The organism is Scandinavium manionii (genome assembly GCF_024764775.1).
GTDB classification, from domain to species: Bacteria; Pseudomonadota; Gammaproteobacteria; order Enterobacterales; family Enterobacteriaceae; genus Scandinavium; species Scandinavium manionii.
This window is the reverse complement of record NZ_JALIGC010000038.1, coordinates 96,130-109,443: the sequence shown is the minus strand read 5'-3', so window position 1 is coordinate 109,443 and position 13,314 is coordinate 96,130. Positions and strand designations below refer to the sequence as shown.

Sequence of the window (13,314 nt, the reverse complement as noted above, 5' to 3'; positions counted from 1 at the left end):
TCCTTAACAACAAGCCAGTTCGAAATCCAGACGCTCTGGCACGGTGCCATTTTCGCTGTCCAGAGGCAGGAAACGGATGGCAAAACGGCTCTTGTGGCCGGAGATTTGTGGATACAGCTGATCGTCAAGCACCAGCTGGAGACGCAGAAGATCGGCATCTTCGCCGTTATCCTGGAAGAAACCATTCAGGCTGGTTTGCTTGCGGAACGCCGCAGAGTTACGGATCAGATCGACGATAAGCGTCAGCGCTTGATTCATCGGCTCAAGGCTTTCCAGCCAATGCGTTACCTGCGCGTCGCGCTTCGACTGTGGGGCATGCAGCCAGATGTGCAGCGTCGGTAAATCAAAGCTACAGCAGCCACCGGGAATGCTCAGACGCTGGCGGACCAGAGCAATCAGTTTGTCTTCGCGCAAAAGCTGACCCACGCGCGGGGCAGTCATAAGAATGCCGCTGCTGTTTTTCAACTGCTGGCGTAGGGATTCAATGCGGCTTTTATCGACGCCAGGGACTTCATCCCACTGCTTCAGTTTGCGCTGCTGGCGCTCCAGCTCTTTCAGTAAATCTGTACGAACCTCACCGCGTTCGAACACATCCAGTAAGTCCCCAATATTTCTAAAAAAATGCAATGCGCTGGCGTGATCGCGTACTGGCAGGTTGCAATTCAGTTGCTGAATCAGGAACTCAATGCGAAGCCAGGTGCGCATTTTCTCATTCAGGGGATGTTCAAAGAGGACGTGGGTGTGCATTACGATTTTTCCTGTGAATCGGCCTGATGCGCCAGCTTCAGATAGCGGGCGTGAAGGCGGGCTACATCCAATGCGATGGCATCTGGTGCGCCGTTGTTATCAATAACGTCGTCCGCCACGGCGAGGCGCTGTTCGCGCGTGACCTGGGCGGCTAGGATCTGTTTTGCATGTGCCTCTGACACATTATCGCGCTGCATCGTGCGCTGGAGCTGCGTTTCCTCAGAAACATCGACCACCAACACCCGGTCAGCTTTTTTCCAGAGCTGATTTTCCACCAACAGTGGAACCACCCACAGAACATAAGGCGAAGTTGCCTGCTGCATCTGACGCTGTGTTTCCTGCTGGATCAGGGGGTGAAGAAGGGCATTAAGCCAGGATTTCTCTGCGGGATTAGCGAAAATACGCTCCCGTAGTTGTCGACGATTCAGGCTGCCATCGGGCAAGCGTAGCGTATCGCCAAAGTGGCTGACAATGGCCTGTAACGCCGGCGTTCCGGGTTCGACAACCTGACGAGCGATGATATCGGCATCAATAACGTTAATACCTAAGTCGGCAAAGGCATTCGCAACGGTACTTTTTCCGCTCCCGATGCCGCCTGTTAACGCGACTGTATACCTCATACCATCCTATCCTGTGAATAATTACCGCTACAAATCAACCGGTTAAATTTAAGCTTTACGGTGACCAAAATGACAAACGTTAAAATCGCTGTTCACCAGGTAAATTTGTACGATTGTAGCGTAAAAAAAGTGAAAATCGCAGTCTTGCGAAGGGATGATTACTGCGTATGATAACGTCACTGGAGTTGTGCTTAGTCCATTTTTGCCTCTAACCCCAGGAATCCGTACATGCGTATCGAAGAAGATCTGAAGTTAGGTTTTAAAGACGTTCTTATCCGCCCTAAACGCTCTACCCTCAAAAGTCGTTCCGAAGTTGAACTGGAACGCGAATACACCTTTAAGCATTCTGGTCAGAAATGGTCTGGCGTTCCAATCATTGCTGCAAATATGGATACAGTTGGCACATTCGCAATGGCGAAAGCCCTGGCATCCTTCGGTATTCTGACCGCCGTGCACAAACACTATTCCGTTGAAGACTGGAAAGTTTTCGCTGGCAGCGTGTCTGAAGATGTGCTGAAACACGTAATGGTTTCTACCGGTACGTCCGACGCGGATTTCGAAAAAACCAAGCAGATTCTCAATCTGCATTCTGCGCTGAACTTCGTCTGCATCGACGTGGCGAACGGTTATTCCGAACACTTCGTTCAGTTCCTGATTAAAGCGCGTGAAGCCTGGCCGACCAAAACCATCTGTGCGGGTAACGTCGTTACCGGTGAGATGTGTGAAGAGCTGATCCTGGCTGGCGCTGACATCGTGAAAGTCGGTATTGGTCCTGGTTCCGTTTGCACCACCCGTGTAAAAACGGGCGTTGGCTACCCGCAGCTGTCTGCTGTTATCGAATGTGCCGATGCGGCACACGGCCTCGGCGGTCAGATCGTCAGTGATGGCGGCTGTACGACTCCGGGCGACGTAGCGAAAGCTTTTGGCGGCGGTGCTGATTTCGTGATGCTGGGCGGTATGCTGGCCGGTCATGAAGAAAGCGGCGGCACTGTAGTTGAAGAGAATGGCGAAAAATTCATGCTGTTCTACGGTATGAGCTCCGAGTCTGCGATGAATCGTCACGTTGGTGGTGTTGCTAAATACCGCGCGGCAGAAGGTAAAACCGTTAAGCTGGCACTGCGTGGCCCGGTAGAAAATACCGCCCGTGATGTCCTCGGTGGCCTGCGCTCTGCATGCACCTACGTCGGTGCATCACGCCTGAAAGAGCTGACCAAACGTACGACCTTTATCCGCGTTCAGGAACAAGAGAACCGCGTGTTCAACAGCTTGTAATGCCGTGAATCGCTGGCGTATCTTGCGCCAGCGATTACCCTCCACTGATAGCATCCCCCAGATGAAATATTGGCAGGTACATTGCCACCACCAGTGTTCCGATAATAATTCCCGTCACCAGTAACATCACTGGTTCGAGTAGCGTTGCCAGATTCTCAGCCTGCTGATGCGTTGTAGCACTGTGATAGTGCGCCAGATTCTCGAGCATTTTATCGAGAGAGCCCGATACCTCGCCGGTTCTGACCAGCTGCTTACACAGCGGCGTAAAGATTTTTTGCTGCTCCATTGCCTGCCAGATGGCACTGCCCTTGGTGATTGATTCGCTGGTCTGATGGATAACATCGCGCCACCACGGGCAGGTCAGGGTCTTTTCCACGCTTTCCAGCCCTTGCAGAAAAGGGATCCCGGCGTTCTGCGTTAAGGCGAGAACGGTATAAATCTGGCTGAGTCTTTGTCCGCGAATCAGTCCGGACACCACCGGAAGCGCTAACAGCAATTGCGGTCGAAGCCGCTGCCAGTGCGGGCTACGTCGCAAAAAAGGGCGCAGTAAAAAAGGCAGCGTTACCAGTAATCCAATCAGCGGTAATCCATTTTGTACTCCGGCTGACATCAACATCACCATCTGAGTCAGCATCGGAAGCGGCGTATTAAAGGTGCGATAAATGGCGGCAAACTCCGGCAATACAAAGGCACTCATTCCAATTACCACCAACAGCGCCAGTAGCAATATGATCAGCGGATAGCGCAGCGCCTTTTTCACCTTTTGGCTCAGCTTATTCTGTTCTTCCTGCTGACGGGCAAGATGGGCGCAGCAATAATCGAGCTTACCGGTCATTTCTCCGGCCTGGATCAGCGTGTGGTACAGCGGTGGAAAAGCCTCTGGCCACTGCTGCATGGCGTCGGAGAGTGACTCACCGTGCGCCAGGCGCTGGGCCAGATCCTGCATCATTGCTTGCCACTGCGCGACAGGGTGCTGCTCTGCCAACAGCATCAAACTTTCTGAAAGCGTAAGCCCTGCCTGCAGCAATGTGGCCAGTTGCTGCATTAGCTCGTTGCTGTATTGCGTCCGCCAGTGTGATTTTCGGGTAGCCCGGCGAGTGAGTGACAATGGCTGGACCCCGTCGCGCCCCGCACTCGCCATCGCGGCCATTTTATTTTCCGCCCAGACGCTACCCTGGCGGATTTCACCGAGCGACGTCACGCCCCGCCAGTGCCAGAGCTGTTTACTCGCCATCGGGGACGCCGATCACACGCAGCAGCTCTTCCACGGTGGTTTGTCCTTGTTCTACGGCTTCGCAGCCATGTTCAAACAGGGTCATCATGCCGGAATCACGCGCCAGACGCTGCACGTCTTCCGGACTGGCACCGCTGACAATAGCCTGTTTCAGAGAAGGCATAATGGTGAGTACTTCAAACAGCGCAATACGCCCGTGATATCCGTGATAACAGCGCTCGCACCCGACGGCTCGCCAGCGTGGCAATGCTTTGGGCCACAGGGAAACCGGGAGTGCGTCATGGTGTCCTTCTTGCTGGCAACAATGCGGGCATAAACGACGTACTAGCCGTTGGGCGATGACCAGCAACAGCGCCGAGGAGATCATCCAGCGGGCGACGCCCATTTGCTGGAGCCTGACCAGCGTTTCGGTGGTGGAGTTGGTGTGTAGCGTCGACAGCACAAGATGCCCGGTCTGTGCGGCGTTGATGGCGATTTCGGCAGTTTCGGTATCGCGGATTTCGCCCACCATCACGACGTCCGGATCCTGGCGCAACAGCGCTCGCAAAACGCTCTGGAAAGTCAGGCCTGCCCGGGTGTTGATCTGCGTCTGATTGATGCCATCGAGCGGGATTTCGACTGGATCTTCGACGCTACACAGATTTATCTCCGGGCGATTACGAGTCTGTAGCGCACTGTACAGCGTGACGGTTTTGCCGCTGCCGGTGGGGCCGGTGACCAGCATCAGACCCTGTGGTTGATGAAGCGCCTGAAGAAAGGCTTCACGCTGGGCGTTGTTCATTCCCAGCGTATTGATATCCAGTGCCAGCTTCACCTGATGCAGCAGTCGGAGAACCACTTTTTCACCGCCGCGACAAGGCAGGGTGGCAATGCGGAAGGAGACGCTGCGCCCTGATATGTCGACGGTAAATTGGCCGTCCTGCGGCAATCGCCGTTCGGCGATATCCAGATTGCCCAATACCTTGAGGCGGGCAATGAGTGGGGCGCTGAGCGTGGGAGAGAAATCCGGCAGGGAATGCAGCACGCCGTCCACCCGCAGCCGAATGCGCATAACGTCTTCCCCTGGCTCGACGTGAATGTCGGATGCACGCTGCTGGAGCGCCTGTTGAAAGGTCTGATTCAGCAATTCGACCACGTTGCTGTTGTCGTCCCTGGCGGCAGGTAAATGTGAATCATGAGCGGTGTGAAGATGCTGATCCATGCGGGGCTGATCCCAGCATTCAATATCGATGCGCTTTTGCGTGGCGAACCGCAGGGCGGCCATTAACTCACCCGGTGGCGTGCCGACCACCGCAATACTCAGAACCTGTTCGCCATTGCTGAGCAGTACCGCCTGGTGCCGCTGGCATAACGTGAGAAGTTTATCGTTTTTCATTTTCGCCTCTCAAGGTGCCGTGAAGCGGAATACGTCTTCACACGCCTGTTGCAGAGCGCCGTCGCTGGCGATGGTGCAGGTGCGCTGCCAGCCGGTTACGCCATTCGCATTGTCCCATGCGGGTTTCAGGGTAACGCTTAAGCCGTTCAGGCTTTCCTGGCCGGTTAATGTCACCGTTCCCTGTAGGACTTCCATGGCAGAGACATAGCGGCTGGTGGTGGGAGAAGGGATCCCGTTTGTGCCTCCATCGCAGGTGGTGGTTCCGCCATGGTCGAGAGCGCAAAGCTCAATGGCGGTGCGGTACGGCATAAACGTTTGTAGCATGTCAGTGAGGGCCGCTTTTCGCAGGTAGTTTTGATAAGCCGGAATGCCGATGGCACTGAGGATGGCAATGATACCGATAACAACCATCAGTTCGATCAGGGTGAATCCTTGCTGCTTGTCCATGTTTCGCTCCTTGTTAAACGGGAGCACTTTGGCAGGGAGAAATGCGGATGGCGAATAGCAAAAATGGGATCAGGAAGGCTGCTTCAAAGGTTTATGGCCGATTGCACGAGCGTTACATTTCGCTGCGAAGGGGCTCGCAAACCCCTTCGCAGAAGATGTTATTTAAAACGCATCGACAGGTCGAGTGCCTGCACGTGTTTGGTGAGTGCGCCAACGGAAATAAAATCCACGCCAGTTTCAGCAAATTCACGAATGGTGTCGAAGGTCACGTTGCCGGAGACTTCAAGTTGAGCCTGACCGTGGGTGATGTTCACCGCTTCGCGCATGTGTTCGATGTCGAAGTTATCCAGCATGATGATATCCGCCCCGGCTTTTAGCGCGGCCTGCAATTCTTCGAGGCTTTCCACTTCGACTTCCACCGGCACATCCGGGTGCAGCCAGAAGGCTTTTTCCACCGCCTGACGTACGGATCCGGAGGCAATGATGTGGTTTTCTTTGATCAAGAATGCATCCGACAGGCCGAGACGGTGATTGGTCCCGCCGCCGCAGAGCACTGCATATTTCAGCGCGGTACGCAGTCCTGGCAGTGTTTTACGGGTGTCGAGCAGTTGCGTTTTGGTGCCTTCGAGTAGATCGACATAGCGGCGGACGTTGCTGGCGACGCCGGAAAGGGTCTGCACAAAATTCAGCGCCGTACGTTCGCCGGTCAGCAGTACGCGCGATGGGCCATTCAGTTCAAACAGTGGCTGATTTTCTTCCAGTAAGTCACCGTCCTCAACGTGCCAGGTGATGCTGACGTCGTCTCCGGCGAGCTGAATAAACACTTCTTCCACCCAGCGTTTACCGCAGAATACGCCCGTTTCACGGGTGATCACGACGGCGTGAGAGCGCGTGTCTTCCGGCAATAACTGCGCGGTAATATCGTTCGCGGCGTTCACTTCGCCACCTAAATCTTCACGGAGAGCATGGGCAACGGCAGCAGGGATATCGAGGTTAATACGTTCCAGCAGTACGTCACGACGATGCTCAGGATTGTAGCGGCGAGGCGGCATGATAAAACTCCAAATGGTAAGGAATCATAAGTTATAAACATGCTACTCTGAACCGGATTTCTGCACCATATATTAAGGAGAGCCCGCATGCAGTTACACGGTGGCTGGCTGGAGAATGCCCGTCGCGTTCCATCGCCGCATCATGATTGCCGCCCGGATGATGAAGCGCCTTCGCTGCTGGTGGTTCATAATATCAGTTTGCCGCCCGGTGAATTTGGTGGCCCGTGGATTGACGCATTATTCACGGGAACTATAGACCCCGAAGCGCATCCTTTTTTCGCCGAAATTGCCCATTTGCGTGTTTCAGCCCATTGTCTGATTCGCCGTGACGGCGAAATCGTGCAGTATGTTCCCTTCGATAAACGCGCCTGGCATGCGGGTGTTTCACGCTACAACGGGCGCGAGAAATGTAACGATTTCTCGATTGGTATCGAGCTGGAAGGCACGGATACTCTGGCGTATACCGACGAACAATATCAGCAACTTGCGGCCCTGACCCAAGTGTTGATGTCGGCTTACCCGGCGATTGCCCGCAATATGACGGGCCACTGTGATATCGCACCTGAACGTAAAACCGATCCTGGCCCGGCGTTTGACTGGCCACGGTTTCGTTCTCTGGTGAGCCACCCGTCAGATAAGGAGATGACATGACGCTGTTTACCACCTTACTGGTGCTGATCGCCGAACGTTTGTTCAAACTGGGCGAGCACTGGCAACTCGATCACCGGCTGGAAGTTCTGTTCCGCCGCATCAAGAACTATTCCTTTACTGTCACCGTGCTGATGACCGTCATCGCGATGGCTATTGTGTATGTGTTGCAGCGCGCGCTGCTCGGGGTGTTGTTTAACGTTCCGCTGTTGGTGATGTGGATCCTGATTGGCCTGCTGTGTATTGGCGCGGGCAAGGTACGTTTGCATTATCACGCCTATCTGAAAGCCGCTTCCCGCAACGATGCCCATGCGCGTGATGCGATGGCCACCGAGTTGACGCTGATTCATGGCGTTCCGCCGGGCTGTGATGAGCGAGAGTTTCTGCGTGAGCTGCAAAATGCGCTGCTGTGGATTAACTATCGTTACTACCTCGCGCCGCTGTTCTGGTTCGTAGTCGGCGGTCCGTTCGGGCCTGCAACGCTGATGGGCTATGCATTCCTGCGTGCGTGGCAAACCTGGCTGGCGCGTTATCAGACGCCGCGGGATCGTCAGCAATCCGCTGTCGATGCCATTTTGCACCTGCTGGACTGGGTGCCGGTTCGGCTGGTGGGCGTTGTGTACGCGCTGATTGGCCATGGTGAAAAAGCGCTGCCTGCATGGTTTGCCTCGCTCGGCGATCGTCATACTTCGCAGTATCAGGTGCTGACACAACTGGCGCAGTTCTCGCTGGAACGTGAGACTCATGTCGATAAAGTAGAAACGCCGAAAGCGGCGGTGTCGATGGCGAAGAAAGCCTCTTATGCGGTGGTGGTTATCATGGCGTTGCTGACGATTTACGGCACGCTGGTTTAATACCCTGCAACTATTTGGGTATAGCAGCGTGCCGTTGTTTTTACAGTGAATCCGCATGCGGGATGCCGAAATCAGGCATCCCGTTTTCTTTCCAGCGGATAAGTTTTAAACGGGTATGACGGTTCGGATCGTACAGCGGGTCACCTTCGATTTCGGTGTAGTTGCGGGCGTGATAAACCAGCACATCGTCACCGTTCGGGGTTTGAGTAAAGCTGTTATGCCCTGGCCCGTACTGTTTGTTTTCATAGCTGGTCGTGAACACCGGATGCGGTGATTTATGCCAGTTGCTGGCCTGCATCGGGTCGGCGTCGAGCGCAATCCACAGCAGCCCCATGCAGTAGTTTTCATCGGTGGCGCTGGCGGAATAGCTAACGAACAGTTTGTCGTTATGAACCAGTACTGCCGGGCCTTCATTAACCAGAAAACCGCGACACTCCCAGTCAAATTCCGGTTTGCTGAGCATTAGCGGTGTGCCCTTAATCGTCCATGGATTTTCCAGTTCGGCCAGGTAGAGGTTGGTATTTCCGTCAATATCCGGATCTTTTTGCGCCCACAGATACCACTGTTTACCCTGATGCTCAAAGGTGGTGGCATCGAGGGAAAAGGTGTCGTATTGCGTCTTTATCTGGCCTTTCTCCCACCACATACCTGTCAGCGGATCGGCGTCGTCACAGGCCAGCGCATACATCCGGTGCTGGAACATGCCCAGCGTATCCAAATCATGGGTGTGGGTGGCGGCAAAATAGATAACCCAGGTGCCGTCGATACAGTGCAGTTCAGGTGCCCAGATAAGCTGGCTCATCGGGCCGGTGTCGGGTTTGCGCCACACCACCACCGGTTCGGCGGTGCGTAATCCGTCGATATCAGCGGCGCGGCGAATTTCCAGCCGGTCATATTCCGGCACCGAAGCAATGAAGTAATACAGGCCGTCATGGCGCAGGATAAAGGGGTCCGCGCGCTGCTCAATAAAGGGGTTGGGCCAGTGGCTCATTGTGGTTTCCTTACGAGTTCAGCCTCGGTCTGATAATCATTCAGTTCACGATAGTTCTGACGACGTTTTTCCAGGTCTGACTGGATCTGCTTCATCATTTCACGGTCCACTTTCAGCAGACGCACTACGCCTGCGGTAATCAAATACCCGACACCAGGGATAACGCTGAACAGCAGGACGATACCGTTGATGGCCTCCGGGCTCTGCGCTTTTGCACCCGCATCGTAACCGTACCAGGAGAGCAGGAAGCCGACCATCGCGCCTGCTACCGCCAGCCCGACTTTCAGGAAGAACAGATTACCCGAGAAGCTGATGCCGGTGATGCGTTTGCCCGTTTTCCATTCGCCGTAGTCATCGACGTCCGCCATCAGCGACCAGTGCAGCGGGGACGGGATCTGATGCAGGATGTTGAGCAGGAAGTAGAGAACCATAATCATCATCGTGGCGTGCGGGTCGAAGAAATAGAAGGCGCAGGAGAAAATCGCCAGCGCGATGTTGGTCCAGAAGAACACCTGCAGCTTGCACCAGCGGTCGGTCAGCACTTTCGCCAGCATACTGCCAATCATCATCCCCACCACGCCGAGGCTGATAAACAGCGTCGCAAAATGGGTACTTTGCTGCATCACCCAGGTAACGTAATACATGGTCGCCGCCATGCGGATAAAACCAGGACAGACGTTGCTCAGGGTCAGCAGCAGAATGCGCACCCACTGATCGTTTTTCCACACGTCTTTCAGGTCTTTCTTCAGTTCGTCGTTGCTTTGTACTGCCGGGCGGATGCGTTCGCGCACCGTAGCAAAACAAAACAGGAACATAAACAATGCGATAATCGCCATCACGCCCATCGACATCTGGTAGCCTTTGGCTTTATCGGCGCCGCCAAACCAGTCCGCCATCGGCAGTAAGGTCGAGGAGAGGATAAGCGTGGCGATACCCACCATAAAGAAGCGGTAAGACTGGCAGGCGACGCGCTCATGAGGATCGGCGGTGATCACTCCGCCGAGAGAGCAATAAGGAATATTGATGGCGGTGTAGGTCAGTGACATCAGGAAGTAGGTCACGAAGGCATAGACAACCTTGCTATGATAACCCCAGTCAGGCGTGGTAAACATCAGCACGCTAAACAGGACGTACGGGACGGAAATCCATAACAGCCAGGGTCTGAAACGGCCCCAGCGCGTGGAAGTTCGGTCGGCAATCGCGCCCATTATGGGGTCGGTCACGGCGTCAATGACGCGCACAGAAAGCAGCAGAATGCCCACCAGTGCCGGAGCCAGCCCGAAGACATCAGTATAAAAATAATTAAGAAACAACATGATGGCACCGCCAATCATGTTGCATCCGGCATCGCCCATGCCGTAGCCGATCTTTTCTCTCACTGACAGTTTAGTGTTGTCCATCAAGCGTTTCTCCCGTAGAGGTATGGGGGGAAGTATTCGCTTGTTCGTCAATAATAGCGTTGCAGAATCTAGGTGAAGAGATGGACAATTATGTCATGCAAAAAAAAGTGTGAGGCAGGTAACATGCTGTTGTAGCGGTTTTCAGCCGCTACAACATGTGGATAATTAGCGTAAATCCGTGGCGGAAACCAGCATACGACTCTTGCCGTACAGAATAGTCAGGATTGCCGGGACGCAGAAGGCCACCACAATCGCAATGACCTCGTAAATCGCTTTCGAATCCGGGCCGCTGAACAAACCGAGCTCAAAGACGTTCAGCACCGGCAGGAAGCTATAGGTTTTAACCCGCAGGAAGCCGGTGATAGCGCCACCCATTGCCGCACCGATACAGCCGAAGATAAACAGCATCCGGTATTTCAGATTTACGCCGTACAGCGCTGGCTCGGTGATGCCGAAGAACGCGGAGATAGATGCGGAAATCGCGAGCTGTCTGTCCTTCAGGTTACGGGCAATAAAGATGGCCCCGAAGGCCGCACCGAACTGGCCCATCACCGCTGACATAAACATCGCCATTACGGTGTCGTAGCCGTTGACCTGCATGTTGATGAGCGCAATCGGGATGATGCCCCAGTGTACGCCGAATACCACGAACAGCTGACCAATCCCCGCCAGTAGCGCGCCGGACAGGACCGGGCTCAGGTTATAAAGCCAGGTGTAACCGTTGGCGATGCCAATCCCCACGTAGTCGGCAATCGGGCCGATCACCGTGAACACCACAAACCCGCACACCAACAGAGACAGACACGGCACGAAAACCAGCGCCGCCACTTCCGGAACCACTTTCTTGAACCAGCGCTCGACGTAACTCAGGAACCACACCGCAAAAATTGCCGGGATCACCGCGCCGCCATAGATTTTTAGCGGGAAGGTGAGGTGGAATATCTCGATGCTGTTTGGCGTGGCGGCGTCCGTTAACGGGAAAATCATCGCCGCGGTCAGCGCCAGTGCGGTAAAGCGGTTAGTTTTGAATTTATCGGACGCGGTAACGGCGATAAACAGCGGCAGCATCACGAACACCCCGCTGGACAGCGCGTTCAGCACCACGAACAGCCAGGATTGGGTGGAAATCAGATCCATCGTTTGCAGTAAAACGACCAATCCTTTGACCACCCCGACGCCCGCCAATACGCCGATGTACGGCGTGAAAATGGCGGAGAGCGTCGCCAGCATTCGGTTGAACAGCGAGCTTTTTTGCGCAGGCTGCTCGGCGGGCGCGTTGCTGTCCGACAGCATTGGGCTCATCGCCGCGAAGACTTTCTCAACTTTAGGGCCGATAACAATCTGGAACTGGCTGCCGTTGTTCACCAGCTTCACCACGTCCTGCAGCATGTACAGCTGCTCTTCATTGATTTTGCTGTCGTCTTTCAGGTTCAGCCGCAGACGGGTGGCGCAATGGGTGGCGTGAACCACGTTTTCCTTACCGCCAACGGCGGCGAGGATCTGCTCTGCTATGGGTAAGTATGAAGTCGCCATGGTGAAGCACCTTATAAGTCAGAGGGTACGATCGGCTAATCAGGCGTAGTCGCCAGGTTTGGTTTTACTTTTTACGGCAATGCCAAAGTCGGTGAAGATACGCTGCGGCAGGTTGTTGCCTTTCCCCTCGGCGATGTGATGGGCGAGGATCTGGAAAGGAATAATCATCAGCAGCGGCAGCACGGTTTCCGGCACATCGACATTCAGAGCCAGCGTATGCGGGTCGTCGCTGCTGCCCGGCGTGACGGTGTAAACGTACTGGGTGTGGCGCTGCTCGTACTGGCGCAGCAGGTTCAGACGCTCACGGGCTACACTCGGCACATCGAGGAAAAACAGTCGGTGCTGCGGGTTAATTTCGAAATACGGGCCGTGCATAAACACTTCCATTTCAATGCCCTGAGACGGCACGCGCACGGTTTCAGTGAATTTGGTCGCCATCTCCATGCACACGCCTACCGCCGGGCCGTAGCCGATGCTGGTGAAGCGTGGGGAGGCGATGAGGCAGTCCTTCCAGCGGCTGAAAAATGATTCGGTGGTGTCGATAATGGCCGGGATTGCGTTCACGGCTTCGCGCAATGTCGCCAGCTCTTGCAGCTCCCGCGCATCATCAATCGCCCCGACGGCATGCGCATGGCGCAGACCCATCAGCATTAGCGTCAGAATGGTGGAGACGTAGCCTTTGGTCACGTAGCCCACGCGCTCTTCACCAATATCCAGCAGCACGAAAGTATCTGCCGTTTTCGCCAGCTCGCTTTGCGGTTTGCTGGTTACACCGACGGTTTTCACCGTGAAGCGCTTTTTCAGCGCTGCCAGGGCGTGCAGAGTCGAGGTGCTTTCCCCGCTTTGCGAAACAGCCACCACCGTACGAATGGCAGGATTATGCTTCTCGAAATGCTGGTAGTGGAATGGCTCAGCGATCGTTACCCGCACGTCAGACAGGCTTTCGATGTAGTACTTGGCGCTGACCGCTGCGTTGACGCTGGAGCCGGTGGCCAGCAGCAGCCACTCATTCTCGTCTTCGATTGCCGGGATTGATGCCGGATAGTTATTCAGAATTTGCGACAGCGTCGCATGCTCTTCGTGGATGTAAGTCATCATGGTCGGTTTCATCTTGCCCTCTCTGCGCTGAAAACCTGAAAAC

General features: G+C 54.8%; 13 protein-coding genes. 3 read left to right on the top strand and 10 right to left on the bottom strand.

The genetic code is table 11. The annotated features are described in order from the left end of the window. Positions 1-3: 3 nt before the first annotated feature. Together zapD and coaE are read right to left on the bottom strand one after the other, a co-directional pair. Positions 4-747, bottom strand: coding sequence for a cell division protein ZapD (gene zapD, locus MUU51_RS12415; RefSeq protein ID WP_159771076.1), 744 nt, complete (start codon positions 745-747; stop codon positions 4-6). Beyond that, entirely contained in the window at positions 747-1,367 is a 621-nt protein-coding gene (gene coaE / locus MUU51_RS12410; protein WP_258967851.1) for a dephospho-CoA kinase, read from the bottom strand. Before coaE ends, zapD begins: the two co-directional genes overlap by 1 nt. A 228-nt stretch (positions 1,368-1,595) precedes the next feature. Here coaE and MUU51_RS12405 point away from each other — a divergent pair, with 228 nt between their 5' ends. Beyond that, a complete protein-coding gene (locus tag MUU51_RS12405; RefSeq protein WP_159771070.1) occupies positions 1,596-2,639 on the top strand; it encodes a GMP reductase in 1,044 nt (347 codons plus the stop codon). A 34-nt stretch (positions 2,640-2,673) separates the two neighbouring features. Here MUU51_RS12405 and hofC read toward each other — a convergent pair whose 3' ends face one another. From hofC to nadC, 4 genes are all read right to left on the bottom strand, one after another. Next, a complete protein-coding gene (hofC, locus tag MUU51_RS12400) occupies positions 2,674-3,873 on the bottom strand; it encodes a protein transport protein HofC (RefSeq protein WP_258967850.1) in 1,200 nt (399 codons plus the stop codon). Beyond that, the gene (gene gspE / locus MUU51_RS12395) at positions 3,863-5,248 is read right to left on the bottom strand and encodes a type II secretion system protein GspE (RefSeq protein WP_258967849.1); all 1,386 of its coding nucleotides are present in this window, start codon (positions 5,246-5,248) and stop codon (positions 3,863-3,865) included. Before gspE ends, hofC begins: the two co-directional genes overlap by 11 nt. A 9-nt stretch (positions 5,249-5,257) precedes the next feature. Next, complete coding sequence (ppdD, locus tag MUU51_RS12390; protein WP_159771061.1) at positions 5,258-5,695, bottom strand: prepilin peptidase-dependent pilin; 438 nt, start codon at positions 5,693-5,695, stop codon at positions 5,258-5,260. Positions 5,696-5,853: 158 nt separating this feature from the next. After that, a complete protein-coding gene (nadC, locus tag MUU51_RS12385; RefSeq protein WP_159771058.1) occupies positions 5,854-6,747 on the bottom strand; it encodes a carboxylating nicotinate-nucleotide diphosphorylase in 894 nt (297 codons plus the stop codon). A gap of 87 nt (positions 6,748-6,834) precedes the next feature. On the opposite strand from nadC, the gene ampD reads away from it, so the two are divergent. Further along, positions 6,835-7,398: a 1,6-anhydro-N-acetylmuramyl-L-alanine amidase AmpD gene (ampD, locus tag MUU51_RS12380; RefSeq protein ID WP_159771055.1), complete on the top strand. Its 564-nt coding sequence runs from the start codon at positions 6,835-6,837 to the stop codon at positions 7,396-7,398. Next, positions 7,395-8,249, top strand: a complete 855-nt coding sequence (gene ampE / locus MUU51_RS12375) for a beta-lactamase regulator AmpE (RefSeq protein ID WP_159771034.1) — start codon at positions 7,395-7,397, stop codon at positions 8,247-8,249. Before ampD ends, ampE begins: the two co-directional genes overlap by 4 nt. A gap of 40 nt (positions 8,250-8,289) precedes the next feature. Here the strand turns inward: ampE and MUU51_RS12370 are convergent, their stop codons facing one another. The 4 genes from MUU51_RS12370 to MUU51_RS12355 form a co-directional block, all read right to left on the bottom strand. Beyond that, positions 8,290-9,240 (bottom strand): glycoside hydrolase family 43 protein, encoded by a 951-nt coding sequence (locus tag MUU51_RS12370; RefSeq protein WP_159771031.1) that lies wholly within the window; start codon positions 9,238-9,240, stop codon positions 8,290-8,292. After that, a complete protein-coding gene (locus MUU51_RS12365) occupies positions 9,237-10,640 on the bottom strand; it encodes an MFS transporter (RefSeq protein ID WP_159771028.1) in 1,404 nt (467 codons plus the stop codon). Before MUU51_RS12365 ends, MUU51_RS12370 begins: the two co-directional genes overlap by 4 nt. A gap of 165 nt (positions 10,641-10,805) precedes the next feature. Beyond that, the gene (locus MUU51_RS12360; RefSeq protein ID WP_258967848.1) at positions 10,806-12,173 is read right to left on the bottom strand and encodes a PTS transporter subunit EIIC; all 1,368 of its coding nucleotides are present in this window, start codon (positions 12,171-12,173) and stop codon (positions 10,806-10,808) included. Between the two features lie 39 nt (positions 12,174-12,212). Further along, a complete protein-coding gene (locus MUU51_RS12355) occupies positions 12,213-13,283 on the bottom strand; it encodes an SIS domain-containing protein (RefSeq protein ID WP_258967847.1) in 1,071 nt (356 codons plus the stop codon). Positions 13,284-13,314: the final 31 nt, after the last annotated feature.

What these genes read in the sequence shown, in the direction of transcription:
- zapD (WP_159771076.1), bottom strand. Translation starts at nt 747, where the DNA reads ATGCACACCCACGTCCTCTTTGAACATCCCCTGAATGAGAAAATGCGC.
- coaE (WP_258967851.1), bottom strand. Translation starts at nt 1,367, where the DNA reads ATGAGGTATACAGTCGCGTTAACAGGCGGCATCGGGAGCGGAAAAAGT.
- MUU51_RS12405 (WP_159771070.1), top strand. Translation starts at nt 1,596, where the DNA reads ATGCGTATCGAAGAAGATCTGAAGTTAGGTTTTAAAGACGTTCTTATC.
- hofC (WP_258967850.1), bottom strand. Translation starts at nt 3,873, where the DNA reads ATGGCGAGTAAACAGCTCTGGCACTGGCGGGGCGTGACGTCGCTCGGT.
- gspE (WP_258967849.1), bottom strand. Translation starts at nt 5,248, where the DNA reads ATGAAAAACGATAAACTTCTCACGTTATGCCAGCGGCACCAGGCGGTA.
- ppdD (WP_159771061.1), bottom strand. Translation starts at nt 5,695, where the DNA reads ATGGACAAGCAGCAAGGATTCACCCTGATCGAACTGATGGTTGTTATC.
- nadC (WP_159771058.1), bottom strand. Translation starts at nt 6,747, where the DNA reads ATGCCGCCTCGCCGCTACAATCCTGAGCATCGTCGTGACGTACTGCTG.
- ampD (WP_159771055.1), top strand. Translation starts at nt 6,835, where the DNA reads ATGCAGTTACACGGTGGCTGGCTGGAGAATGCCCGTCGCGTTCCATCG.
- ampE (WP_159771034.1), top strand. Translation starts at nt 7,395, where the DNA reads ATGACGCTGTTTACCACCTTACTGGTGCTGATCGCCGAACGTTTGTTC.
- MUU51_RS12370 (WP_159771031.1), bottom strand. Translation starts at nt 9,240, where the DNA reads ATGAGCCACTGGCCCAACCCCTTTATTGAGCAGCGCGCGGACCCCTTT.
- MUU51_RS12365 (WP_159771028.1), bottom strand. Translation starts at nt 10,640, where the DNA reads ATGGACAACACTAAACTGTCAGTGAGAGAAAAGATCGGCTACGGCATG.
- MUU51_RS12360 (WP_258967848.1), bottom strand. Translation starts at nt 12,173, where the DNA reads ATGGCGACTTCATACTTACCCATAGCAGAGCAGATCCTCGCCGCCGTT.
- MUU51_RS12355 (WP_258967847.1), bottom strand. Translation starts at nt 13,283, where the DNA reads ATGAAACCGACCATGATGACTTACATCCACGAAGAGCATGCGACGCTG.